This is a genomic window from Limimaricola cinnabarinus (genome assembly GCF_047631075.1).
In the GTDB taxonomy this organism is placed as follows: Bacteria; Pseudomonadota; Alphaproteobacteria; order Rhodobacterales; family Rhodobacteraceae; genus Limimaricola; species Limimaricola cinnabarinus.
This window is the reverse complement of the sequence record NZ_JBLHYX010000001.1, coordinates 177,262-200,032: the sequence shown is the minus strand read 5'-3', so window position 1 is coordinate 200,032 and position 22,771 is coordinate 177,262. Positions and strand designations below refer to the sequence as shown.

The window sequence follows — 22,771 nt, the reverse complement described above, 5'->3', positions numbered from 1 at the left end:
ATCTTGGCGACTTCGTGGGCTCAGGCGGTTTCGGAGGTGTCGGCCGCGTCGTCACCGGCTGGTTTGGCCGCGTCGGACTGGCCTTCGTCATCGGTCTCGATTTCGGCTTCGTGATCCGGGACCCAGACCACCACCGATTGCCAGCCGACGCCGACCATACCCTGCTCGGGCGTGTCGCAGCTCACCGGATCGAGCGTGGTGTCGATCGCCCGGCGCCAGCCGCCCTTGGGCAGCTTGAACTCGCAATTGTCGCCCGAGTTCAGCACCACCATCACCTCGCGACCTTCGCTGTGCGGCACAAGACGCATGCCGAAACAGCTCAGATCGGGGTTTTCCCAATCGCCCGGCTCCATCGAGCGCCCCTCGGGGTGGCGCCACGTGACGGTCGGACCGCCATCGGGCGCGTCCTCGGGCGCCTTGGCGAAACGCAGCCGCGCCAGACCGCCCTCGGCCTTACGGAAGGCCATGAGATCGGCGACCGCGCGGGTGATCTCTTCGCGGCCGTTCTTCCAATCGAGCCAGGCGATCTCGTTGTCCTGACAATAGGCGTTGTTGTTGCCGCCTTGGGTCTGGCCGAAATCGTCACCGGCAAGGATCATCGGCACGCCTTGGCTCATCAGCAGCGTCGCCAGCATCGCCTTGACCCGCCGCACCCGGCTTTCGTTCACGGTCTCGTCGTCGGTTGCCCCCTCGACGCCCATGTTGTCCGACAGGTTGTTAGAATGGCCGTCCTTGCCGTCCTCGCCATTCGCTTCGTTATGCTTCTCATTATAGGACACCGTGTCCCACAGGGTGAAGCCGTCATGCGCGGCAAGGAAGTTGATCGAGGAGGTCGCGGGGCGGTGCGAATGGTTGAACTGCACTGGCGAGCCGGTCAGCCGCTCGGCCATCGCGGGCACGAGGCCCTTGTCGCGACGCCAGAAGGCGCGGGTGTCATCGCGCGCCTTGTCGTTCCATTCGCGGAACGGCCAAGGGAAGCCGCCGACCTGATAGCCACCGTCGCCGATGTCCCAAGGCTCGGCGATCAGCTTCACGGTCGAAAGCACCGGGTCCTGACGGATGGCCGCGAAGAACGACCCCTCGCGCTCGAAGCCCATCGCCTCTCGGCCCAGCGTCGAGGCGAGATCGAAGCGGAAGCCGTCGACATGCATCACCTGCACCCAGTAACGCAAGCTGTCGAGCACCATGCGCAGCACCATCGGATGCTCCACGTTCAGGGTGTTGCCGGTGCCGGTGGTGTCGAAGCTGTGACGCTTGTTCTCGGGCGAAAGCAGGTAATAGGACGCGTTGTCGATGCCACGGAACGACAGGGTCGGACCCATCTCGTTGCCTTCGCAGGTGTGGTTGTAGACCACGTCGAGGATCACCTCGAGACCGGCGGCGTGGAACTTCTTCACTGCCTGCTTCACCTCGCGGTAGGAGCCCGACTTGAGGAACGGCTTGTGCGGCGCGAAGAACGACAGGGTGTTGTACCCCCAGTAGTTCGACAGGCCCTTTTCGGCGAGGTGTCCATCGTTGGCGAAGGCGTGGATCGGCAGAAGCTCCACCGCGCTGGCGCCGATCCGGGTCAGGTGGTCGATGAAGGCGTCCGAGGCGAGCCCTTCGAAGGTGCCGCGATCCTCTTCGGGCACGTCGGGATGCAGCATCGTCGCGCCCTTGACGTGGGTCTCGTAGATCAGGCCGTTCTGCCAGCGGCGGCGCAGCGCAGAGTCCGCCTCCCAGTCGAAATCGGTATCGACCACCACGCCCTTGGGCACGAAGGGCGCGCTGTCACGCGGATCGGGACCCTCCAGATCGTCGCCCGGCTGGGTATAGCCGAAGACGGCGGGGTCCCAGATCACCTCGCCCTTGAGTTCGCGCGCATAAGGGTCGAGCAGCAGCTTGTTGGGGTTGAAGCGATGGCCCTCCTCGGGGGCCCAGGGGCCATGCACGCGGTAGCCATAGACCTGGCCCGGTCCGACATCGGGCAGATAGCCGTGCCAGATCCCGCCTTCCATGCGCGGCATGTCGAGGCAGGCGATCTGCTCTTGGCCCTCGTCGTCGAACAGGCAGAGTTGCACGGCGGTCGCGTTGTCGGACCAGAGTGCGAAATTGGTGCCATACCCATCGTAATTGGCGCCCAGCGCGTCCGAGCGCGAGGCGGCAAGGTCGAAAGTCGGCAGGTTCGGTTGGATATCCTTGGCCATCGGGATCTCTGAACTCCGTAGCGGCGCTCGGCAAAGCGGCGCGGATGACCGGCACGGGGAACCATGCCGGAGATGGAAAACTGGGGATGCGGGCACGCGTGAATGCCCCCGCACGAACTGGAGGCTGCTGCGGCAACGCCGAAGGGGCGAAGGGGGTTCCTCCCCCCCTTCACCGATGCCTCATTCCTGCTTCGGGTGCCATTCGAGGCAGACCGGGGCGTCGAGATCGACCTCGAGCTGCGGCCAGATGCGCTGCGGCCCCGGCGCGGCTCCGATCGCATGGCCCTGCCGATCGATGCTCAGTTCGAGCCGGCCCTCGGACCCCTCGCGGGTCAGCACCAGCCGGTCCGGCGTTGGAGCCTCAAGCCTGACCTCGGCGGTCTCGAAGAACTCCGGCCGCAGGCGGCGCAGCGACAGACCGGCGCAGATCAGCCGGGCCTTTCGGCCCGCGAAGCTGTCGAGCCCCGGTGCCGGCTCGGGCTCGGGTCCGCCGGTGGAGGCGGGACCGGGGATGTCGTCCACCGGCACATCGTGGGCGAAGCAATCGGGCGCGCCGCGTATCGCCAGATCCGCGATGGCGCGGAAATCCACCGCCATGCGGTTGTCCGGATCGGTGAGCTGGAATGCACCCACCTCGGCGCCCTGATAGATATCGGGAATGCCCGGCATCAGCAGCTTCAGCGCCGTCTGCGCCAATGACAACGCCTCGCCCCGCGCCATCAGTTGACCAGCCCCCGCTGGCAGCTCGCCATCCCAGCTTTTGGCCAGCGCCTTGGCGAAACGCTGCGCGGCAGCCTCGGCTTCGGGGTCCTGATGGGTCCAGGTGGTAACCTCCTTGGCCTCGCGCATCGCCTTCTCGACATGCTGGCCCAGCCGTTCTGCGATGTCGCCACGCCCTGTCTCCCACATCGCCAGAAGCGTCTGCAGGATGTACCAGCGCAGGTTCGGGTCGATTTCCTTGGCGCCATCGACGCTCTCGCTGTGCTCCCACAGCGCGAGGAACGCCTCGGGTAGATGGCTCACCGCGACGAGGCGCATCCGCGCGTCCTCGGAGCGTTTGGTATCATGCGTCGAGGTGAGCGTCATCTCGCTGGGCGCGCGACGCTGCAACCAGCCCGACAGTTCCTCGACCTCGATGGTCGGATGATCGGGGTCGGCTCCGACCTCGTTGGCGGCGATGAAGCGGTTCCAGCGGAAGCCTGCCGTGTCCTCATGCGCCTTGGCCAGAAGCGCGCCGGTGACCTGCTGGAAGCGGACCTGCAACGCGCGCTCCTCGGGCGTCTGGGGGTCGATGATGAAGCCGGTGATACGCTTGACCGTGGCATCCGAACGCAGGTTTTCGCCCGCCTCGGCGGCGACGTCCTCCATCAGGGCGCGCTCCTCCTCGGACGGCGTCTGCCCTTCGGCGAAATAGGTGCGATAGCGCGGGAAGGCGACGAGCAGAGCGATCACCGCCTCGCGCAGCGCTTCGTCGCCGATCTCGAGCGCGTCCTCGGGGCCGACGGCGGTGCGCGCCATGTCGATGAGCTGGTGCATTTCGGCCGCCAGCTCCTGACGGATCACCTCGTTCTTGGCCTTGAGAAGCGCGTCGTGAAAGCTGCCCTCGCGCCCCGTCTCGCGGCGCCAGCTTTCGTCGAGCCGCGCCAGCCCTTCGGCATCGGTGAGGATGCGCGAAATGGCGCGCGCCGCCTCGTAGCCGGTGGTGCCCTCGATCGGCCAGGAGGCGGGCACGCTTTCGTCGCCGGTCAGGATCTTCTCGATCCAGATCGGCGTGTCGCCGACATGGTCGCGCAGGCGCTGCAGATAGGCCGCCGGATCGGCAAGCCCGTCGATATGATCGAGCCGGATGCCCTGCACCAGATCCTTTTCCAGAAGCTCGAACAGTAGCGCATGCATGTCGTTGAACACCGCCTCGTCCTCAACCCGCATGCCGATCAGGCCGGTAACGTTGAAGAAGCGCCGATGCGTGACGCCGTCACGCTCGTATTCCCAATGGGTCAGCCGCCAAGGCTGGGCCGCATGCGCGTCGCGGATCGCCTGAGGGTCGCGGCGCATCTCTTCGGAGGGCAGCGTGCCTTGGGTCATCGGGATGGCGAAATGCTCGGTGGCGAGCTGTGGCCCGTCCTCACCCTCCTCAAGCCGGAACGCCCCCGCCTCGAGCATCTCCTCGAAGGGTTCGCCCAGAAACGGCAGCACCAACCGCCCCTTGCCCCAGTCGATGTCGAAATGCCGGGCATAGCGGCTGTCCTGGCCATGGCGCAGCACGTCGCGCAGCCACGGGTTTTCCAGATGAAAGGCCGTGTGGTTCGGCACGATGTCGAGAATGATCCCGAGGCCGGCGGACTTGGCCGCCTGCGCCAGAGCGTCGAACGCGACGCGACCGCCCAAGGTCGGGTCAATCTCGGCGGCGTTGGTCACGTCGTAGCCATGGGTTGAGCCCGACGCGGCGGTAAAGACCGGCGACAGGTAGAGATGGCTGATCCCGAGACCGGCGAGATAAGGCACGAGCCGGGTAGCGCGGTCGAAATCCATACCCTCGCGCAATTGCAGCCGGTAGGTGGCACGGGGGAGTTTCTGGGTGGTCATCAATTGCGGCTCACGATCAGGGCGAATGCGAAGGGATCGGCGGCGGGATCGCCGATGGCGAAGTCGTGCGGTTCGGTGGTGGGTGGCGTGTCCGGCGGAGAGCCAAGATTGATGCGCGCCACCACATAGCCGTCCTTGAAGGGCCACAGCGCCGAGATCGCGCGCGGACCGGTCCGGGCGACGCGCGCGGGTCCGGCACGGCCCGATGTCATCAAAGGCACGATGCGCTCGGCGCGCAGCTCAAGCAAGTGCTGTGTGAGATCGCGCCAGTGCTGCATCTGCTCGGGTGGCCCCTGAAAGGGACGCGAGCGCTCGAAGGTCTCCTTGGCGTTGGGATCGGGCACCTCCTCGCCGAAGCTGAGGAAATCCTTGAACTCCCGCTGCCGCCCTTCCCGCGTGAGCCGCGCAAGCTCGCCCTCATGGTCGCAAAAGAACAGGAAGGGCGCGGTCTCGCCGACCTCCTCGCCCATGAAGAGCATCGGCACGAAGGGCGAGGTAAGCAGCATCGCATGCGCCACTTCGGCGGCGCGGGGATCGGCGAGCGACACGAGCCGTTCGCCCAAGGCGCGGTTGCCGACCTGATCATGCGTCTGGTTCGAGTTGACGAAGCTGGTCCATGGCAGGTGCGAGGCGGGTCGTCCGCGCCGCGTTTCCTTGCCGTGCCGCGGCTGGCCCTCCTCGACATGGCCGCGCGTCAGCGCCAGCACCAGATCACCGATCGGGTCATGCGCGAAGGGGGCGTAATAGCCCTCGCTTTCGCCGGTGAGCGCCGTGTGCACGGCGTGGTGGTAGTCGTCGTTCCAGCTCGCCACGTAGCAGCCGGTGTCACGCAATTCGGGCTCGTTGCGCTCGTCCTCGGTGATCAGGTGCAGCGGGCGATCGAACTGCAGCTCATGCACCCTTTCGCCCAGTTCGACTAGAACATGGTGCGGTGAAGGATCGATGATCTGATGCACGGCGTCGAGCCTGAGCCCGTCGAGCCGGTAGTCGCGCAGCCAGTAGAGGGCATTCTCGATGAAGAACTCGCGCACGGCGGGCTTGGTGAAATCGATCGCGGCCCCCCAAGGCGTATGGCGCTCCTCCTCGAAGAACTCGGGCGCATAGGCATGCAGATAGGCGCCATCAGGGCCGAAATGGTTATAGACCACGTCGAGGATCACCATCATCCCGGCGGCCTGCGCCGTCTCGACAAGATCCTGCATCTCTTCTGGCGTGCCATAGGCGGGGTGCGGCGCATAAGGCAGCACCCCGTCATAGCCCCAGCCCCGCGCGCCCTGCCATTGGCCGACGGGCATCAGCTCGATCGCGGTGATGCCGAGATCGGCCAGTTCCTGCATCTTGGCGCTCGCGGCCTTGAAGGTGCCTTCGGGCGTGAAGGTGCCCACATGCATCTCGTAGATCACGGCCTCGTCCCAGACCCGCCCGGCCCAGTTCTTCTTCCACCGGCGCGCGGCGGGGTCCACCAAGGTCGAGGGGCCGTGCACGTCGCCAGCCTGTCGCCGAGCCGCCGGATCGGGCCGGCGCTCGCCATCGACGACAAAGGCATAATCGAGGCCTGCCTCGGCTTCGGCGCTGACGCTCCAGAAGCCGTCTTCACCCTTCCGCATGGCGGTCTCGGCCCCGTCGAGCCAAAGCGCAACCTTCTGGGCCGATGGCGCCCAGAGACCGAAATGCCAGCGCCCTTTGCCGTCGGGCGTCGCGCCCCAGCGGTGCCTTGAAACGGCCTTGCCGTCAGCCGTCGGCGATGTGTCCTGCGTCATGTCGATCCTCTTTGCCCTCTCACGCGAACAGGTCTGCGGGGTCGCCAGTTCCATGGGGCGCGACAACTCGTCAGGGAACAAGCCGCGATTTCGGCCCTTGTGCCGCCAAAGGGCCACATTCGGTCCGATCCTGTACAGACGGAGCATTTGCATGGATCTCGGCATCAAGGACAAGCGCGCCCTCATCACCGGCGGCTCGGGCGGCATGGGCATCGAAGTGGCCAAGCTGCTCAAGCAGGAGGGCGCGCATCCCTTTCTGACCGACCTCGACCCCGCCGCCCTCGAGAAGGCCGATGCGCAGCTCGGCGGCACGGCGGGCACCATGGCCGCCGACCTGACCGATACGGGCGACATCGCCCGGCTCAAGGACAGGCTCGCAGAACTGGGCGGCTGCGACATCCTCGTGCATGCCGCCGGCGTCACCGGCGCCAAGGGCGACCCGCTCGAGATGACCGATGACGACTGGATGGAGGCGTGGGAGATCGACTTCATGTCCGCCGTGCGCCTCAGCCGCGCGCTGGTGCCGGGGATGGTCGACAAGGGATGGGGCCGGGTCGTCTTCGTGACCTCGGAAAACGCGGTGCAGCCCTATGCCGACGAGGCGGTCTACAACGCTGCCAAGGCGGCGCTTCTGAACTTCACCAAATGCGTGTCGATGCCCTATGCGCCCAAGGGTGTGCTGTTCAACACCGTATCGCCCGCCTTCATCGAGACGCCGATGACCGATGGCATGATGGAAAAGCGCGCCAAGGAGCTGGGCGTGAGCATGGACGAGGCGATCGAGAGCTTCCTGAAGGAAGAACGCCCGTTCCTGACGCTGGGCCGCCGCGGCCGCGTCGAGGAGGTGGCCCCGGTGATCGCGCTGCTGTGCTCGGATCGGGCCAGCTTCACCGTGGGATCGGCCTACCGCGTCGATGGCGGCTCGGTCGGCACGATGAACATCTGACATCCGCCCCGGCCATCCGGCACCCATGACAAAGGGGCCGCGCCATCGGCGTGGCCCCTTCGCCTGTAACGTCTATGCGAGGATCAATCCTCCATCGGGCCGCCGGCTTCCTTCCAGTCGCCGATGCCGCCGATATTGGTGACGTTCTCGAAGCCCATCTCTTTAAGCGTCTTGCCCGCGAGCGCCGCCTGCCCGCCCGCGCCGCAGACGAGATGGATGTCGGCGTCCTTGCGGAATTTCGGATCGTGATACTGGCTCGCATCGTCGGCCATGAACTCGATGAAGCCGCGCGGAGCGCGCAGCGCGCCTTCGATGGTGCCGGTCTTCTCAATCGCGCCCGAGTCGCGCACATCGACGAAGAGCGCGTCACCGCCATGCTTCTTGATCGCCTCTTCGGCGGGGATGCGCGTGACCTGCGCATTGGCTTCGTCGAGATAGTCCTTGGCGGTTTTCATGGATGCCCCCTGAAAATGAAACGGCGCGACCCCGTCGGAGCCGCGCCGCGAAATGTAGCCTGAGCCCTGCCCGCCTCAAGAGGCGGCGTCGTAGGCCCGCTCTCCATGCACCGCGAGGTCGAGCCCCTCGGTCTCGATGTCGCGGCTCACCCGCAGCGGTGTCACGAGGCCTACGAGCTTGATCAGCACCACGGTCGCCACCACGGTCCAGATCCCGACCACCGCGAGACCGCCAAGCTGCGCCGTCCAAGTGCCCGCCCCGAACACCGCGATCATGATCGTACCGAAGATACCCCCCACCCCGTGCACTGCAAAGACGTCGAGCGAATCGTCGACCCTGAGCTTCACCCGGAACAGGTGCACCGCCTCCTGACACAGCACGCCGGCAACGGCGCCGATAACCAGCGCCTCGACCGGGCCGACGAAACCCGAGGCCGGCGTGATCGAGGCCAGCCCCGCGATGGTGCCGGTGACGAGGCCCACGAGCGACGCCTTGCCGAACTTGACCTTTTCCCACAGCGCCCAGGCGAGCGAGGCGGAGGCCGCCGATAGATGCGTGACGGTGATCGCCATCGCCGCTCCGCCATCGGCGGCAAGCTGGCTGCCGCCGTTGAAGCCGAACCAGCCGACCCAGAGCATCGCCGCGCCGATCATCACATAGCCCGGGTTGTGCGGCGGCGTGGTGGTGGTACGGCGCGGGCCGAGGAACAGCGCCAGCAGCAGCGCCGCGAGACCGGCGGTCTCGTGCACCACGATGCCGCCCGCGAAGTCGCGCACCCCGGTTTCGCCGAAGATGCCGCCATCGGCCAGCATGCCGCCGCCCCAGATCCAGTGCACCACCGGCGCATATACGACGAGCATCCACAGCCCCGAGAACAGCAGCACGAAACCGAAGCCGACGCGCTCCACATAGGCGCCGACGATCAGCGCGGGCGTGATGATCGCGAAGGTCATCTGGAACGCGAAGAACAGGATCTCGGGCAGCGTGCCGGACAGGCTGTCGGCATCGACGCCCGTGAGAAAGGCCTTGGACAGCCCGCCCCAGAGGCCGCCCGTGCCGGGGCCGAAGGCGATGGAGTAGCCGAACCCGAACCACAATACGCTCATCAGGCAGGCGATGGCGTAGCAGTGCATGAACACGCTGAGCACGTTGCGGGCGCGTACGAGCCCGCCATAAAAGAGCGCCAGACCCGGCAGAGTCATGAACAGGACCAGCGCCGTTGCGGTGATGATCCAGGCCGTATCCGCTCCATTCATTCGATGATTCCTTTCGACAGTCCACGCAGCAGGGGTTGCCGCGAAAAAGCTGACCGGAACGGCCAATTAAACGGCAAACCTCGGTAACGCTGCGCAATTCGGGGGCAGTACCTGAACCGCACAATATTTGGGCTGTTCGGAGCGCGAATGGCATGATTGTCGGCTCATCCGAAATCCGGCCTTTCCCCCTGCCCCGCGCCAGAAACCCGTCGCGGCAGCCGGCCGATGCCGCTATGGGACAAGCATGACCGACAACATATTCGAGATCTTCCTGCAGGCCCCTCCGGGGCTTGAACCGCTACTGGCTGACGAGGCGCGCGAAAAGGGTTTCGATGCCCCCGCCACGGTGCCGGGGGGCGTGACCACACGCGGCGGCTGGAACGAGGTCTGGCGCGCCAATCTCGAACTGCGCGGCGCGGGTCGGGTGCTGGTGCGGATCGGCGGTTTCATGGCCTTTCACCTCGCGCAGCTTGACAAGCGGGCGCGCAAGTTCGCATGGGAGCAGGTCCTGCGGTCGGGCGAGACGGTGCGCGTCGATGTGGTCTGCCGCCGCTCCAAGATCTACCACGCAGGCGCCGCGAAACAGCGCATCGAAACGGCGCTCGAAGCCTTTGGCGCCGTGATCGCCCAAGGCGCGGAGGACGGCGAGGAATCCGATGCGAGCGCCATCGCGATCAAGGTGCGGATCGAGGACAACGAGGTGCTGATCAGCCTCGACAGTTCGGGCGCGCCGCTGCACCGGCGCGGCACCAAGCAGTTCGTCGGCAAGGCCCCGATGCGCGAGACGCTGGCGGCCCTGTTCCTGCGCGCCTGCGGATATGACGGGCGCGAGCCGGTTTACGATCCGATGTGCGGCTCGGGCACCTTCGTGCTGGAGGCAGCCGGGATCGCCGCGGGCCGTGCGCCCGGCCTGACGCGCTCCTTCGCTTTCGAACGGTTGGCGAGCTTCGATGCCGAACGCTGGGCCCGGATGCGCGATGGTGCCGCCAGCGGGAGGGCCACTGGTCTGCGCTTTGCCGGATCGGACCGCGACGCGGGCGCCATATCGGGGGCGCGCGCCAATGCCGAGCGGGCCGGGCTCGATGACATCGCCTCGTTCGGCCACGCTGCCATAAGCGACGCGGCCCCGGCCGATGGCCCGCCGGGCCTCGTCATCGTCAATCCGCCCTATGGCGGGCGGATCGGCAACAAGAAGCTGCTCTACAGGCTGCACGGCGCGCTGGGCGAAACGCTGCGCCGCAATTTTCGCGGCTGGCGCGTCGGCATCGTCACGAGCGAGCCCGGTCTGGCCCGTGCCACCGGCCTGCCGGTGACCCCATGGGGGCCCGCGGTGCCTCATGGCGGGCTCAAGATCACACTCTTCACCGCCCCGCCGATCGGCTGAGCCCGTCGCGCTGCCGACTGCGGGGCGTGTGCGCCAAACCCGCCCGCCGCGTTACCTTTCGAAATGAAAAGGCCCCCACCGATCTCTCGGCGGGGGCCTTCCTGTCTCATCGGAGCTTTCGGGCCCCGATCCGCTTACCAGTCCTCGCGGACCACGGTGCGGGTCTTGATCGGCAGCTTCATCGCGGCAAGGCGCAGGGCCTCGCGAGCGACGCTTTCGCTAACGCCGTCGATCTCGAACATCACGCGGCCCGGCTTGACCTTGGCGGCCCAGAAATCGACCGAACCCTTACCCTTACCCATCCGGACTTCGGTGGGCTTGGAGGTCACGGGCGTGTCCGGGAAGATCCGGATCCAGACCCGGCCCTGACGCTTCATGTGACGGGTCAGTGCGCGGCGAGCCGCCTCGATCTGACGCGCCGTGATGCGCTCGGGCTGAACGGCCTTGAGGCCGAAGGAGCCGAAGTCCAGGTTGAAGCCGCCCTTGGCCTCACCATGGATGCGGCCCTTGTGCTGCTTGCGGAACTTTGTGCGCTTCGGTTGAAGCATGTCTCAGCCCTCCCTTACCGGCGGCCGCCGGCGCCGCGGGGCACGGGGCCCTCTTGCAGCTCGGCCTGTTTACGGTCACGCGCCTGCGGATCATGTTCCATGATCTCGCCTTTGAAGATCCAGACCTTGATCCCGATGATGCCATAGGGGGTCACGGCTTCGGACAGCGCATAGTCGATGTCGGCGCGCAGCGTATGCAGCGGCACCCGGCCCTCGCGATACCATTCGGTCCGCGCGATCTCGGCACCGCCGAGACGACCGGCGACGTTCACACGGATGCCCAGGGCCCCCATGCGCATCGCGTTCTGCACCGCACGCTTCATCGCGCGACGGAACGACACCCGGCGCTCGAGCTGCTGGGCGATGGACTCGCCGACCAGAGCGGCGTCGAGCTCGGGCTTGCGAACCTCGACGATGTTGAGGTGCAGCTCGGACTTCGTCAGGTTCGCCAGCTTCTTGCGCAGCGTCTCGATGTCCGCGCCTTTCTTGCCGATGATGACGCCCGGACGCGCGGCGTGGATCGTGACCCGGCACTTGCGGTGCGGGCGCTCGATGATCACGCGGCTGATGCCGGCCTGCTTGGCTTCCTTCTTGATGAAGTCCTTGATCTTGAGGTCTTCGAGAAGAAGATCGCCGTAGTCCTTGGTGTCGGCGTACCAGCGGCTGTCCCAGGTCCGGTTGACCTGGAGCCGCATGCCGACGGGATTGACCTTGTTACCCATTAGGCTTGCTCCTCGACCTGACGAACCGTGATGGTGAGTTCCGAGAACGGCTTGACGATCTTGCCGAACCGGCCACGAGCCCGCGGACGACCACGCTTCATGATCAGGTTCTTGCCAACCCAAGCCTCGGCGACGACGAGTTCGTCGACATCAAGGTTGTGATTGTTCTCGGCGTTCGCGATCGCGGACTGCAGGCACTTCTTGACGTCGGCGGCGATGCGCTTCTTCGAGAAGGTCAGGTCCGTAAGGGCCTTCTCCACCTTCTTGCCACGGATCATCGCGGCAACGAGGTTGAGCTTCTGCGGGCTGGTGCGCAGCATCCGGGTCTTGGCCATCGCCTCGTTGTCGGCGACGCGGCGGGGATTCTTGTCCTTGCTCATGGCTTACTTCCGCTTCGCTTTTTTATCAGCGGCGTGGCCGGTGTAAGTCCGGGTGGGCGAATACTCACCGAACTTCTGACCGATCATGTCTTCGCTGACGTTGACGGGGATGTGCTTGCGACCGTTGTACACACCGAACGTCAGGCCCACGAACTGGGGCAGGATCGTCGAACGGCGCGACCAGATCTTGATCACTTCGTTGCGGCCGGACTCGCGCGACGCTTCGGCTTTCTTAAGCACGTAAGCATCGACGAAAGGGCCTTTCCAAACAGAACGAGCCATGTGTTAACGGCCTTTCTTGCGAGCGTGGCGCGAACGAAGGATGAGCTTCGACGACGCCTTGTTCTTGTCACGGGTGCGCGCACCCTTGGTCGGCTTGCCCCAGGGCGTAACCGGGTGACGGCCGCCCGATGTCCGACCTTCACCACCGCCATGCGGGTGATCGATCGGGTTCATCGCAACGCCGCGGACCGCGGGACGCTTGCCGAAGTGGCGGTTGCGACCGGCCTTGCCGAGATTCTGGTTCGAGTGGTCCGCGTTCGAGACCGCGCCGACCGTCGCCATGCATTCCTGACGCACGAGACGCAGCTCGCCCGAGGAGAGACGGATCTGGGCGTAGCCGCCATCGCGACCGACGAACTGGGCATAGGTGCCCGCCGAACGTGCGATCTGGCCACCCTTGCCGGGCTTCATCTCGATGTTGTGGACGATCGTGCCGATCGGCATGCCCGAGAAGGGCATCGCGTTGCCGGGCTTGACGTCGACCTTGGCGCCCGCGATCACCTTGTCGCCGATCGAGACGCGCTGCGGCGCCAGGATGTAAGCCTGTTCGCCGTCTTCGTACTGGATCAGCGCGATGAAGGCGGTTCGGTTGGGGTCGTATTCGATGCGGGCGATGACGGCCTGCATGTCGAACTTGTTGCGCTTGAAATCGACGATCCGGTAGAGGCGCTTCGCACCACCACCACGACGACGCATCGTGATCCGTCCGGTGTTGTTCCGGCCGCCCGACTTCGTCAGACCCTCGGTGAGGGCCTTGACGGGGCGTCCTTTCCAAAGCTCCGAACGGTCGATCAGCACCAGCCCGCGCTGGCCCGGCGTCGTCGGCTTGTACGACTTGAGTGCCATGCTTGTGTCTTCCGTTGCTTTGCGGGCGATCCCGAATGGATGGCCCGGTTGTGTTTAGGGCCCCGAAGGTCCCCGGCTTGTCGTAAAAGGAGCGGCCCCGGACGAATCCGGGGCCGCACCGATGGGGTCACCTATTAGAGACCGGTCGAGACGTCAATGCTGTTGCCCTCTTCGAGCGTCACATAGGCCTTCTTGACGTCCTTGCGGGTGCCCAGCGTGCCGCGGAACCGCTTGACCTTGCCCTTGGTGACGACGGTGTTGACCGCCTTCACCTTGACCGAGAACAGCGCCTCGACGGCTTCCTTGATCTGCGGCTTATTGGCGTCGATCGCCACCTCGAAGACCACCGCATTGGCTTCGGAAGCCAGGGTCGCCTTCTCGGTGATGATCGGCTTGCGGATCACGTCGTAATGTTCGGGTTTCGCGCTCATTTCAGACGAGCCTCCAGAGCTTCGACAGCCGCCTTGGTGAGCACGAGCGTGTCACTGCGCAGGATGTCGTAGACGTTGGCACCCATCGAGGGGAGCACGTCCAGGTTGGCGATGTTGCGCGCGGCCTGGGCGAAGCCCTCGTTGATCGCCGCGGCGTCGATGACCAGCGCCCGCTTCCAGCCGAGATTCGCGACCTGCTTGGCGAGCACCGAAGTCTTGCCCTCGGTCTCGATGCTGTCGAGAACCACCAGCTCGCCAGCCTTCTGCTTCGCCGAGAGGGCGTGCTTGAGACCGAGCTTGCGGAACTTCTTGGTCAGCTCGTGCTCGTGGCTGCGGGGCGTCGGGCCCTTGTAGGTGCCACCGTGACGGAAGATCGGGGCGCCCTTGGAGCCGTGGCGTGCGCCACCGGTGCCCTTCTGGCGGTAGATCTTCTTGGTCGAGTAGCTGACCTCGGAGCGGCCCAGCGTCGAGTGCGTGCCCTGCTGGGTCCGCGCGCGCTGCCAGCGCACGACGCGGTGCAGGATGTCGGCGCGCGGTTCGAGACCGAAGATCGCGTCGTCGAGATCGACGGAACCCGCGGAGGCGCCGTCCAGCTTGATCGCATCAGCCTTCATTGTTCTCACCCTTCTCAGCGGTGTCGATCGCGGCCTGCTCGGCCTCGGCGGCTGCCTTTGCGGCGGCTTCCTCGGCGGCGTGGGCCTCGGCGGCTGCCTCGTCGGCGAGACGCTTGGCTTCTTCGGCATGGCTACGCAGGCCGGCGGGGAACACGACGTTCTCGCCGGTCGGCTTCTTCACGGCGTCCTTGACCGTGACCCAGCCGCCCTTGCCACCCGGCACGGCGCCCTTGACCATGATCAAACCACGGTCGGCGTCGGTCTTGATGACCTGCAGGTTCTGGGTGGTCACGCGGGCGGCGCCCATGTGACCGGCCATCTTCTTACCCTTGAACACCTTGCCCGGGTCCTGACACTGGCCGGTCGAACCGTGCGAACGGTGCGACACGGACACGCCGTGGGACGCGCGCAGACCGCCGAAGTTGTGGCGCTTCATCGCACCGGCAAAGCCTTTGCCGATGGAGACGCCCGATACGTCGACGAACTGACCTTCAAAGTAGTGCGCGGCGATGATTTCCTCGCCCACTTCGATCATGTTCTCGGGGGCAACGCGGAACTCGGCGACCTTGCGCTTGGGCTCGACCTTGGCGGCGGCGAAGTGGCCGCGCATCGGCGCGCTGGTGCGCTTGGCCTTGGCGGTGCCGGCACCGAGCTGGACGGCGGTGTAGCCGTCACGCTCGACCGTGCGCTGCGCCACGACCTGCAGGTTGTCGAGCTGGAGCACGGTCACGGGGACCTGCTTGCCGTCCTCGAGGAAAAGACGGGTCATGCCCACCTTCTTGGCGATGATTCCGGAACGCAACATCGTCACCCCCCTCAGACCTTGATTTCGACGTCGACGCCGGCGGCCAGGTCGAGCTTCATCAGCGCGTCCACGGTCTGCGGGGTCGGATCGACGATGTCGAGCAGCCGCTTGTGGGTGCGGATCTCGAACTGGTCACGGGATTTCTTGTCGATGTGCGGTCCACGAAGCACCGTGAACTTCTCGATCTTGTTCGGCAGCGGGATCGGTCCGCGGACCGAGGCGCCGGTGCGCTTGGCGGTGCTGACGATCTCGGCGGTGCTGGCATCCAGCACGCGATAATCGAAAGCCTTGAGCCGGATGCGGATATTCTGGCTTTGGGCGGCCATGTTAGTCCCCTTCAAGGGTTCGGGTTGAGAGGTCGGCCGGGCGGTATTGCCGGTCCACGTCGAACCCGTCGGAAAAGTGGTGCGGGGCGGGCATTACACCCGCCCCGCGGCGACGTCCACTGGGGGCGTCGTTACTCGACGATTTTCGACACCACGCCGGCGCCGACGGTGCGGCCGCCTTCACGGATGGCGAAGCGCAGGCCGTCTTCCATCGCGATGGGGGCGATCAGCTCGACGTTGAACTTCAGGTTGTCGCCCGGCATCACCATCTCGGTGCCCTCGGGGAGGACGACCGTGCCGGTGACGTCGGTGGTGCGGAAGTAGAACTGCGGACGGTAGTTCGCGAAGAACGGGGTGTGGCGGCCGCCCTCTTCCTTGGTGAGGATGTAGGCCTCGGCCTCGAACTTGGTGTGCGGCAGAACCGACTTGGGCTTGCACAGCACCTGGCCGCGCTCGACGCCCTCGCGGTCGATGCCGCGCAGCAGGATGCCGACGTTGTCGCCCGCTTCACCGCGGTCGAGCAGCTTGCGGAACATCTCGACGCCGGTGCAGGTCGACTTCTTGGTGTCGCGGATGCCGACGATCTCGATCTCGTCGCCGACGTTGATCACGCCACGCTCGACGCGACCGGTCACGACCGTGCCGCGGCCGGAGATCGAGAACACGTCCTCGATCGGCATCAGGAACGGCAGGTCCACGGCGCGGGCCGGGGTCGGGATGTACTCGTCCACGGCCTTCAGCAGCTCGCGGATCGAGTTCTCGCCGATCGTCTCGTCGCGGCCTTCCATGGCGGCGAGCGCCGAGCCCTTGATGATCGGGATGTCGTCGCCCGGGTAGTCGTAGGACGACAGCAGCTCGCGGATTTCCATCTCGACGAGCTCCAGGAGCTCCTCGTCATCCACCTGGTCGACCTTGTTCATGTAGACGACCATGTAGGGGATGCCCACCTGGCGGCCGAGCAGGATGTGCTCGCGCGTCTGCGGCATCGGGCCGTCGGCGGCGTTCACCACGAGGATCGCGCCGTCCATCTGGGCGGCACCAGTGATCATGTTCTTGACGTAGTCGGCGTGGCCGGGGCAGTCGACATGCGCGTAGTGACGGCTCTCGGTCTCGTACTCCACGTGCGCGGTCGAGATGGTGATGCCGCGGGCCTTCTCTTCGGGCGCGCCGTCGATCTGGTCATAGGCGCGGAAGTCACCGAAATACTTGGTGATCGCGGCGGTCAGGGTCGTCTTGCCGTGGTCCACGTGACCGATGGTCCCGATGTTCACGTGCGGTTTGTTGCGTTCGAACTTTGCCTTCGCCATGATAGGCTCCTTCAAATTGTCTGGCGTCGTGATGGCGGGGCCCCGGGGGCCCCGCCGACCGTCACGCGTATTTCTTCTGGATCTCGTCCGAGATGTTCTGCGGCACCGGCTCGTAATGGTCGAACTGCATCGAGAACTGGGCGCGACCGGAGGTCATGGACCGCAGCGTGTTGATGTAGCCGAACATGTTGGCCAGCGGCACGAAGGCGGTGATCACGTTGGCGTTGCCGCGCGTGTCCTGACCCTGCACCTGCCCCCGACGCGAAGTCAGGTCGCCGATGACACCACCGGTGTACTCCTCGGGCGTCAGCACCTCGACCTTCATCATCGGCTCGAGCAGCTTGGCGCCGGCCTTGCGGAGGCCTTCACGCATGCACATGCGCGAGGCGATCTCGAAGGCGAGAACCGAGGAGTCGACGTCGTGGAACTTGCCGTCCAGCAGTTCGACCTTGAAGTCGATCACCGGGAAGCCCGCCAGCGGACCGGAGTCCATCACCGACTTGATGCCCTTTTCGACGCCCGGAACGTATTCCTTGGGCACCGCGCCGCCGACGATCTTGCTGTCGAAGGAGTAGCCTTCGCCCGGCTCGGTCGGCAGGATGTTGAGCTTCACCTCGGCGAACTGGCCCGAACCACCCGACTGCTTCTTGTGGGTGTAGGTATGCTCCACGGCATGACCGATGGTCTCGCGGTAGGCTACCTGCGGCGCGCCGATGTTCGCTTCGACCTTGAACTCCCGCTTGAGGCGGTCGACCAGGATGTCGAGGTGAAGTTCGCCCATGCCCTTCATGATCGTCTGGCCCGACTCGAGGTCGGTTTCGACGCGGAAGGACGGATCCTCGGCGGCGAGCCGCTGCAGACCGGCGGACATCTTCTCCTGGTCGGCCTTGGTCTTGGGCTCGACGGCGATCTCGATGACCGGATCGGGAAAGGTCATGGTCTCGAGAACGACCTGCTTCTGGGGATCACACAGGGTGTCGCCAGTGGTCGTTTCCTTGAGGCCGGCGAGCGCGATGATGTCGCCCGCGAACGCTTCTTCGATCTCTTCGCGGTTGATGGCGTGCATCATCATCATCCGACCGACGCGCTCGCGCTTGCCCTTGGTCGAATTCATCATGGTATCGCCCTTCTTCACCACGCCCGAATAGACGCGGGTGAAGGTCAGCGAGCCGACGAAGGGGTCGTTCATGATCTTGAACGCGAGGCCCGAGAAGGGTTCGCTGTCGTCGGCATGACGCGCGATGTTGCGCTCTTCGGTCTCGTCGTCCGGCGAGAAGCCCATATAGGCGGGCACGTCGAGCGGCGAGGGCAAGAAGTCGATGACGGCGTTCAGCAGGGGCTGCACGCCCTTGTTCTTGAACGCGGAGCCAGCGGCCACCGGCACGAAGGACAGCGACAGCGTGCCCTTGCGGATCAGGCTGCGCAGGGTCGGCTCGTCGGGCTCCTTGCCTTCGAGATAGTCTTCCATCGCAGCATCGTCCTGCTCGACGGCGTTCTCGATCAGCGTGGCGCGCCATTCGTCGGCGACGTCCTGAAGCTCGGCACGGATCGGCTGACGGACCCAGGACGCGCCCAGATCTTCACCCTTCCAGACCCACTCTTCCATCTTGATCAGGTCGATGATGCCCTCGAGGTTGTCCTCGGCACCGATCGGCAGGGCGATCGGAACCGGGGTCGCCCCGGTGCGGTCCTTGATCATCTTCACGCAGTTGAAGAAGTCGGCGCCGATCTTGTCCATCTTGTTGACGAAGACGATCCGCGGGACCTTGTAGCGGTCGGCTTGACGCCAGACGGTCTCGGTCTGCGGCTCGACACCGGCGTTGGCGTCGAGAAGGCAGATCGCACCGTCGAGCACCGCCAGCGAACGCTCGACTTCAATGGTGAAGTCCACGTGGCCGGGAGTGTCGATGATGTTGAAGCGGTACTTCGTGTCCGAAGTGCCCTCGGCGGTCGGGTCTTCCTGACGTTGCCAGAAGGTGGTGGTGGCGGCGGAAGTGATCGTGATCCCCCGCTCCTGCTCCTGCTCCATCCAGTCCATGGTCGCGGCGCCGTCATGGACTTCGCCGATCTTGTGGGACTTGCCGGTGTAGAAGAGGATCCGCTCGGTCGTGGTGGTCTTGCCGGCATCGATGTGGGCCATGATGCCGAAGTTGCGATAGCGCTGCAGCTGATAGTCGCGTGCCATGTCTGGACTCCTTCCCGCTTACCAGCGGTAGTGGCTGAACGCCTTGTTGGCGTCGGCCATCTTGTGCGTGTCTTCGCGCTTCTTCACCGCGGTGCCACGGCCGTTCACTGCGTCGAGCAGCTCGCCGGCCAGGCGCTCTTCCATGGTGTTCTCGTTGCGCTTGGCGCTGGCGTCGATGAGCCAACGGATCGCCAGCGCTTCGCGGCGCTCGGGGCGGACCTCGACGGGGACCTGGTAGGTCGCACCACCGACGCGGCGCGAACGCACCTCGACCGACGGCTTGATGTTGTCGAGCGCCTCGTGGAACACTTCCACCGGCTCTTTCTTCAGGCGGGTCTCGACCCGCTCGAAGGCGTTGTAGACGATCCGTTCGGCAACGGCTTTCTTGCCGTCGATCATCAGGTTGTTCATGAACTTCGTGACGACCCGGTCGCCGAACTTGGCATCGGGCAGAATCTCACGTTTCTCGGCGGCGTGACGACGCGACATGGCGCTCTCTCTCCTTACTTCGGACGCTTCGCGCCGTACTTCGAGCGGCGCTGCTTGCGGTTCTTGACCCCTTGGGTGTCAAGCACGCCGCGGAGGATGTGGTAGCGGACGCCCGGAAGGTCTTTTACCCGGCCGCCACGGATCAGGACCACCGAGTGCTCCTGAAGGTTGTGGCTTTCGCCCGGAATGTAGCTGATGACTTCGAAGCCGTTGGTCAGACGCACCTTGGCGACTTTCCGCATGGCCGAGTTCGGCTTCTTCGGGGTCGTGGTATACACCCGGGTACACACGCCACGCTTTTGCGGGCAGGACTCGAGGTGCTGCGACTTGGACTTGGTGACTTTCGGCTGCCGCGGTTTGCGGATCAGCTGCTGGATCGTTGGCATTGGGCGTCTTTCCCCGTTTCCTGCACTTGTGTCACGGACCGGACGGCCCGCCGATTTCGATTCCTCGCACTTCACGCGTCCGTAAAGCACAAAAACCCGCGAACGCGCCCCTCTTCCGGACACGATGCGGTGGGTCTCCAGAGGATCGGGGCACCAGGCCCGGATCGTGACCACTTCAGCTCTGATATCAGGGCGGAAAGCGGACTGCCCCCTGCCCAAGTGGTGGCCGTATAGGGGGAGTCGCACAGGGTGTCAACTGCACGGGGAACCACCCTGGCCGGCAGGCGGACTGACATCCCCCTCGCGCCGTGATAGGCATGGCCCAGTTACCGTTTCGCAGGACCGAGGGAAAGGCCGCGCCGCAGATGAGTGTCGTTCTGGGAAGACGCCCGGGCCATCCGCACGCGAAGGCCTATGACTGGTGGCCACCGCCCGGTGAGGTCGCGCCCCTTTCCCGATTTTCCTGACATCACGGAGACATCACCATGACCGATATGGCATGCCCGCGCCTCGAGGCGCGGCAACTTCGACTCGTTTGGGCCGATGGCGAAAGCCACGCCTTTCCCTATATCTGGCTGCGCGACACGGATCCCGCCGGGTTTCACCCGCGCACCGGCGAACGGGTCTTCGACCTGACCTCGGTGCCGCTGGACCTCGCGCCACGGGCGGTGCGGGTCGAGGGCGCGATCCTCGTGGTCGACTGGCCGGGCGATGACGCGGCAAGCCGGTTCGACCTTTGCTGGCTGCGCGAGAATCGCCCCGGCGCGCCGCGTCCCGACCCGGCCGGGGTCGAAACCGTAGCGTGGCGCGGCGAACTGGGCGCGGGCGGCGTGCCGCGCGCTCGCGCCGCCGAGGTGCTGCAGGACGACGCGGCGCTGGCGGATTGGCTGTGCCGCGGCAAGGCCTATGGCCTGTCGATCATCGAAGGGCTCGATGACGACGTCGAGGCAGGCTGCGCGGTCGCGCGCCGCATCGGCTTCCTGCGCGAGACCAATTTCGGGCGGACCTTCGAGGTCGTCTCGAAGCCCGATCCGAACAACCTCGCCTACACCTCCGACGCCCTGCCGCTGCACACCGACCTTACCAATCAGGAACTGCCGCCGGGCTGGCAGTTCCTGCATTGCCTCGCCAACGAAGCCGAGGGCGGCGGCTCGGTCTTCTGCGACGGCGTCGCCGTGGCCGAGGATCTCGCGCGCGCGGACCCAACAGCGTTCGAACTTCTGGCCAGCGTCGACATCCCGTTCCGCTTCCACGATGCCGAAACCGACATCCGGGCGCGCAAGACGGTGATCCGGCGCAGATTGGATGGCCGGGTCGATGAGATCTGCTTCAACGCGCATCTCGCCGACATCCTCGACATCGATCCGGCGATCATGCCCGACTACTACGCTGCCTATCGTCGACTGATGCAGATGACCCGCGATCCCGCCTATCTCGTGACGCTCAAGCTCAAGGCCGGGGAGATGGTGGTGTTCGACAATCGCCGGGTTCTGCATGGCCGCGCCGCCTTCGATCCGTCCACGGGATTTCGCCACCTGCGCGGCTGCTACGTGGACCGAGGCGAGTTCGACAGCAGGATGCGGGTGCTGGCGCGCGCCGCCGATCGGGCCGAGGCCGCCTGAGACTTTGGAAGGGCGCCGCGCGTGCCCTTCCACCCGGGATGGACGGCGGCGGCCATCCGTGCATCATCCACCCCATGGCCGACCGCTCCGAACGCTTTCTCGTCTTTGCCGGCATGCGCAACGAAGGCGCGTTTCTGGTCGAATGGATCTCGTGGTACCGGATGATGGGGTTCGATATCCTCATCGGGATCAACGATTGCACCGACCGCTCCGCCGCCCTGCTCGAGACCTTTGCCAAGGCGGGCTGGCTGCAATGGTTCGAACACCGCCCCCCGGCGGGCACACCGCCCAAGCAGTCCGCGCATCGCCACGCGCAGCGCCACCCCGCCACGGCACGGGCCGACTGGTTGCTGATCTGCGACGTCGACGAGTTCCTCGTGCTGCACCGGGGCGATGGGGGCATCGCCTCCTATATCGACGATATGGGGCGTGACTTTCTCGGCGTCGCCTTCCATTGGCAATGTTTCGGCACCGGCGGCTGGACCCGTTACCAGCCGGGCCTCGTGCATCGCCAGTTCCGCAGGCGCGGTGCCTCCGAGCGCCCCGCCAACGTGATGGTCAAAACCCTGTTCCGCACGCCGCGGCGGTTCGGGCGCTGGTCGGACCACATGCCTTGGGAGTTCGACGGCACATGGGATCGCGGTCGCAACCGCATCGTCGACAGCGAAGGCCGGATCATCGAGGAGCTGCTGACCGGCCCGCATCCGGTGCGTTTCACCGATGTCTCGCAGATCACCCACCGCTATGCGCAAATGAACCATTACGTGCTGCGCTCGGTCGAGCAGTTCGACGCCAAGCGCGGCACACTCTCGGCCACCGCCGCCAAGGATCGCTACACCCAGAAATTCTTCGAGACGCGCGACCGCAACGGGCAGCGCGACCTTGCGGCACTGGCCCATGCCAAGGCCTTCGACCGAGTACATGCCGAAGCGATGGCCCTGCCTGGCGCAGCGCGGCTGCATCACCTGTGCTGCGCCGATCTGGTGGCGCGGCTCTGCGCACATGGAGGGCGCGATCCGCAGGACGATCCGCGCTGGCACGCCGAAATCGAAGCCGCCGAAGCCGCGCGCTGAGACCCAAGAGGTGTCGAGGGTGGTCGCCCCTCGACCACAGGTCCGGCTGTCGGGGAATGTGATCGTCCAACTCCATACCATGGCCGACATCGGACGAAGGCCATTGCGTCCGCCCCGAACGGAGAAGGGGCCCCCGGTCATCCGGGGGCCCCTTTTAGGATTTCACAGCGAAGCGCGACGG

At 65.7% G+C, this 22,771-nt stretch carries 22 protein-coding genes; 4 read left to right on the top strand and 18 right to left on the bottom strand.

Annotated features, from left to right (window positions below; genetic code table 11):
- Positions 1 to 20 precede the first annotated feature (20 nt).
- The 3 genes from glgX to treZ all read right to left on the bottom strand — a co-directional run bounded on the left by glgX (position 21) and on the right by treZ (position 6,532).
- Positions 21 to 2,186 (bottom strand): glycogen debranching protein GlgX, encoded by a 2,166-nt coding sequence (gene glgX, locus ACJASC_RS01040; RefSeq protein WP_415142788.1) that lies wholly within the window; start codon positions 2,184 to 2,186, stop codon positions 21 to 23.
- A gap of 180 nt (positions 2,187 to 2,366) precedes the next feature.
- The gene (gene treY / locus ACJASC_RS01035) at positions 2,367 to 4,772 is read right to left on the bottom strand and encodes a malto-oligosyltrehalose synthase (RefSeq protein WP_415142786.1); all 2,406 of its coding nucleotides are present in this window, start codon (positions 4,770 to 4,772) and stop codon (positions 2,367 to 2,369) included.
- Positions 4,772 to 6,532: a malto-oligosyltrehalose trehalohydrolase gene (gene treZ, locus ACJASC_RS01030; RefSeq protein ID WP_415142783.1), complete on the bottom strand. Its 1,761-nt coding sequence runs from the start codon at positions 6,530 to 6,532 to the stop codon at positions 4,772 to 4,774. The genes treY and treZ overlap by 1 nt, the downstream gene beginning before the upstream one ends.
- A 151-nt stretch (positions 6,533 to 6,683) precedes the next feature.
- On the opposite strand from treZ, the gene ACJASC_RS01025 reads away from it, so the two are divergent.
- The gene (locus tag ACJASC_RS01025; protein WP_415142781.1) at positions 6,684 to 7,478 is read left to right on the top strand and encodes an SDR family NAD(P)-dependent oxidoreductase; all 795 of its coding nucleotides are present in this window, start codon (positions 6,684 to 6,686) and stop codon (positions 7,476 to 7,478) included.
- A gap of 83 nt (positions 7,479 to 7,561) precedes the next feature.
- On the opposite strand, the gene ACJASC_RS01020 is transcribed toward ACJASC_RS01025, so the two are convergent.
- On the bottom strand, positions 7,562 to 7,933 hold the full coding sequence (locus tag ACJASC_RS01020) for a rhodanese-like domain-containing protein (RefSeq protein WP_045319764.1): 372 nt from the start codon (positions 7,931 to 7,933) through the stop codon (positions 7,562 to 7,564).
- 75 nt (positions 7,934 to 8,008) lie between these two features.
- The gene (locus ACJASC_RS01015; RefSeq protein ID WP_021693201.1) at positions 8,009 to 9,190 is read right to left on the bottom strand and encodes an ammonium transporter; all 1,182 of its coding nucleotides are present in this window, start codon (positions 9,188 to 9,190) and stop codon (positions 8,009 to 8,011) included.
- A gap of 244 nt (positions 9,191 to 9,434) precedes the next feature.
- Here ACJASC_RS01015 and ACJASC_RS01010 point away from each other — a divergent pair, with 244 nt between their 5' ends.
- Positions 9,435 to 10,574, top strand: a complete 1,140-nt coding sequence (locus tag ACJASC_RS01010; protein ID WP_415142778.1) for a THUMP domain-containing class I SAM-dependent RNA methyltransferase — start codon at positions 9,435 to 9,437, stop codon at positions 10,572 to 10,574.
- Positions 10,575 to 10,708: 134 nt separating this feature from the next.
- Here ACJASC_RS01010 and rplP read toward each other — a convergent pair whose 3' ends face one another.
- The 13 genes from rplP to rpsL all read right to left on the bottom strand — a co-directional run bounded on the left by rplP (position 10,709) and on the right by rpsL (position 19,895).
- Complete coding sequence (gene rplP, locus ACJASC_RS01005) at positions 10,709 to 11,122, bottom strand: 50S ribosomal protein L16 (RefSeq protein ID WP_021693203.1); 414 nt, start codon at positions 11,120 to 11,122, stop codon at positions 10,709 to 10,711.
- Positions 11,123 to 11,136: 14 nt separating this feature from the next.
- Positions 11,137 to 11,844, bottom strand: a complete 708-nt coding sequence (rpsC, locus tag ACJASC_RS01000; RefSeq protein ID WP_415142776.1) for a 30S ribosomal protein S3 — start codon at positions 11,842 to 11,844, stop codon at positions 11,137 to 11,139.
- On the bottom strand, positions 11,844 to 12,224 hold the full coding sequence (gene rplV / locus ACJASC_RS00995) for a 50S ribosomal protein L22 (RefSeq protein ID WP_021693205.1): 381 nt from the start codon (positions 12,222 to 12,224) through the stop codon (positions 11,844 to 11,846). The genes rpsC and rplV overlap by 1 nt, the downstream gene beginning before the upstream one ends.
- Positions 12,225 to 12,227: 3 nt before the next feature.
- Entirely contained in the window at positions 12,228 to 12,506 is a 279-nt protein-coding gene (gene rpsS / locus ACJASC_RS00990; protein WP_021693206.1) for a 30S ribosomal protein S19, read from the bottom strand.
- A 3-nt stretch (positions 12,507 to 12,509) separates the two neighbouring features.
- On the bottom strand, positions 12,510 to 13,352 hold the full coding sequence (gene rplB / locus ACJASC_RS00985) for a 50S ribosomal protein L2 (protein WP_021693207.1): 843 nt from the start codon (positions 13,350 to 13,352) through the stop codon (positions 12,510 to 12,512).
- Positions 13,353 to 13,486: 134 nt separating this feature from the next.
- Positions 13,487 to 13,783 (bottom strand): 50S ribosomal protein L23, encoded by a 297-nt coding sequence (locus ACJASC_RS00980; protein WP_415142773.1) that lies wholly within the window; start codon positions 13,781 to 13,783, stop codon positions 13,487 to 13,489.
- On the bottom strand, positions 13,780 to 14,397 hold the full coding sequence (rplD, locus tag ACJASC_RS00975; RefSeq protein WP_021693209.1) for a 50S ribosomal protein L4: 618 nt from the start codon (positions 14,395 to 14,397) through the stop codon (positions 13,780 to 13,782). The genes ACJASC_RS00980 and rplD overlap by 4 nt, the downstream gene beginning before the upstream one ends.
- Positions 14,387 to 15,202 carry a 50S ribosomal protein L3 gene (gene rplC, locus ACJASC_RS00970; RefSeq protein WP_415142771.1) on the bottom strand — a complete coding sequence of 272 codons (816 nt, stop codon included), beginning with the start codon at positions 15,200 to 15,202 and terminating at the stop codon, positions 14,387 to 14,389. The genes rplD and rplC overlap by 11 nt, the downstream gene beginning before the upstream one ends.
- Before the next feature lie 11 nt (positions 15,203 to 15,213).
- Complete coding sequence (rpsJ, locus tag ACJASC_RS00965; RefSeq protein WP_021693211.1) at positions 15,214 to 15,528, bottom strand: 30S ribosomal protein S10; 315 nt, start codon at positions 15,526 to 15,528, stop codon at positions 15,214 to 15,216.
- A gap of 131 nt (positions 15,529 to 15,659) precedes the next feature.
- The gene (tuf, locus tag ACJASC_RS00960) at positions 15,660 to 16,835 is read right to left on the bottom strand and encodes an elongation factor Tu (RefSeq protein ID WP_415142754.1); all 1,176 of its coding nucleotides are present in this window, start codon (positions 16,833 to 16,835) and stop codon (positions 15,660 to 15,662) included.
- 61 nt (positions 16,836 to 16,896) lie between these two features.
- Positions 16,897 to 19,020, bottom strand: coding sequence for an elongation factor G (gene fusA, locus ACJASC_RS00955; RefSeq protein WP_415142769.1), 2,124 nt, complete (start codon positions 19,018 to 19,020; stop codon positions 16,897 to 16,899).
- 18 nt (positions 19,021 to 19,038) lie between these two features.
- Complete coding sequence (gene rpsG / locus ACJASC_RS00950; RefSeq protein WP_021695124.1) at positions 19,039 to 19,509, bottom strand: 30S ribosomal protein S7; 471 nt, start codon at positions 19,507 to 19,509, stop codon at positions 19,039 to 19,041.
- Positions 19,510 to 19,523: 14 nt separating this feature from the next.
- Positions 19,524 to 19,895 carry a 30S ribosomal protein S12 gene (rpsL, locus tag ACJASC_RS00945; protein ID WP_017930005.1) on the bottom strand — a complete coding sequence of 124 codons (372 nt, stop codon included), beginning with the start codon at positions 19,893 to 19,895 and terminating at the stop codon, positions 19,524 to 19,526.
- A 485-nt stretch (positions 19,896 to 20,380) separates the two neighbouring features.
- Between rpsL and ACJASC_RS00940 the strand changes: the two genes are divergently transcribed.
- Both ACJASC_RS00940 and ACJASC_RS00935 read left to right on the top strand, forming a co-directional pair.
- On the top strand, positions 20,381 to 21,517 hold the full coding sequence (locus tag ACJASC_RS00940) for a TauD/TfdA family dioxygenase (RefSeq protein ID WP_415142766.1): 1,137 nt from the start codon (positions 20,381 to 20,383) through the stop codon (positions 21,515 to 21,517).
- Positions 21,518 to 21,591: 74 nt separating this feature from the next.
- The gene (locus tag ACJASC_RS00935) at positions 21,592 to 22,590 is read left to right on the top strand and encodes a glycosyltransferase family 2 protein (protein WP_415142764.1); all 999 of its coding nucleotides are present in this window, start codon (positions 21,592 to 21,594) and stop codon (positions 22,588 to 22,590) included.
- The last annotated feature ends 181 nt before the right edge of the window (positions 22,591 to 22,771 follow it).

Coding starts and splice junctions, on each gene's coding strand:
- glgX (WP_415142788.1), bottom strand. CDS start 2,186: ATGGCCAAGGATATCCAACCGAACCTGCCGACTTTCGACCTTGCCGCC.
- treY (WP_415142786.1), bottom strand. CDS start 4,772: ATGACCACCCAGAAACTCCCCCGTGCCACCTACCGGCTGCAATTGCGC.
- treZ (WP_415142783.1), bottom strand. CDS start 6,532: ATGACGCAGGACACATCGCCGACGGCTGACGGCAAGGCCGTTTCAAGG.
- ACJASC_RS01025 (WP_415142781.1), top strand. CDS start 6,684: ATGGATCTCGGCATCAAGGACAAGCGCGCCCTCATCACCGGCGGCTCG.
- ACJASC_RS01020 (WP_045319764.1), bottom strand. CDS start 7,933: ATGAAAACCGCCAAGGACTATCTCGACGAAGCCAATGCGCAGGTCACG.
- ACJASC_RS01015 (WP_021693201.1), bottom strand. CDS start 9,190: ATGAATGGAGCGGATACGGCCTGGATCATCACCGCAACGGCGCTGGTC.
- ACJASC_RS01010 (WP_415142778.1), top strand. CDS start 9,435: ATGACCGACAACATATTCGAGATCTTCCTGCAGGCCCCTCCGGGGCTT.
- rplP (WP_021693203.1), bottom strand. CDS start 11,122: ATGCTTCAACCGAAGCGCACAAAGTTCCGCAAGCAGCACAAGGGCCGC.
- rpsC (WP_415142776.1), bottom strand. CDS start 11,844: ATGGGTAACAAGGTCAATCCCGTCGGCATGCGGCTCCAGGTCAACCGG.
- rplV (WP_021693205.1), bottom strand. CDS start 12,224: ATGAGCAAGGACAAGAATCCCCGCCGCGTCGCCGACAACGAGGCGATG.
- rpsS (WP_021693206.1), bottom strand. CDS start 12,506: ATGGCTCGTTCTGTTTGGAAAGGCCCTTTCGTCGATGCTTACGTGCTT.
- rplB (WP_021693207.1), bottom strand. CDS start 13,352: ATGGCACTCAAGTCGTACAAGCCGACGACGCCGGGCCAGCGCGGGCTG.
- ACJASC_RS00980 (WP_415142773.1), bottom strand. CDS start 13,783: ATGAGCGCGAAACCCGAACATTACGACGTGATCCGCAAGCCGATCATC.
- rplD (WP_021693209.1), bottom strand. CDS start 14,397: ATGAAGGCTGATGCGATCAAGCTGGACGGCGCCTCCGCGGGTTCCGTC.
- rplC (WP_415142771.1), bottom strand. CDS start 15,202: ATGTTGCGTTCCGGAATCATCGCCAAGAAGGTGGGCATGACCCGTCTT.
- rpsJ (WP_021693211.1), bottom strand. CDS start 15,528: ATGGCCGCCCAAAGCCAGAATATCCGCATCCGGCTCAAGGCTTTCGAT.
- tuf (WP_415142754.1), bottom strand. CDS start 16,835: ATGGCGAAGGCAAAGTTCGAACGCAACAAACCGCACGTGAACATCGGG.
- fusA (WP_415142769.1), bottom strand. CDS start 19,020: ATGGCACGCGACTATCAGCTGCAGCGCTATCGCAACTTCGGCATCATG.
- rpsG (WP_021695124.1), bottom strand. CDS start 19,509: ATGTCGCGTCGTCACGCCGCCGAGAAACGTGAGATTCTGCCCGATGCC.
- rpsL (WP_017930005.1), bottom strand. CDS start 19,895: ATGCCAACGATCCAGCAGCTGATCCGCAAACCGCGGCAGCCGAAAGTC.
- ACJASC_RS00940 (WP_415142766.1), top strand. CDS start 20,381: ATGACCGATATGGCATGCCCGCGCCTCGAGGCGCGGCAACTTCGACTC.
- ACJASC_RS00935 (WP_415142764.1), top strand. CDS start 21,592: ATGGCCGACCGCTCCGAACGCTTTCTCGTCTTTGCCGGCATGCGCAAC.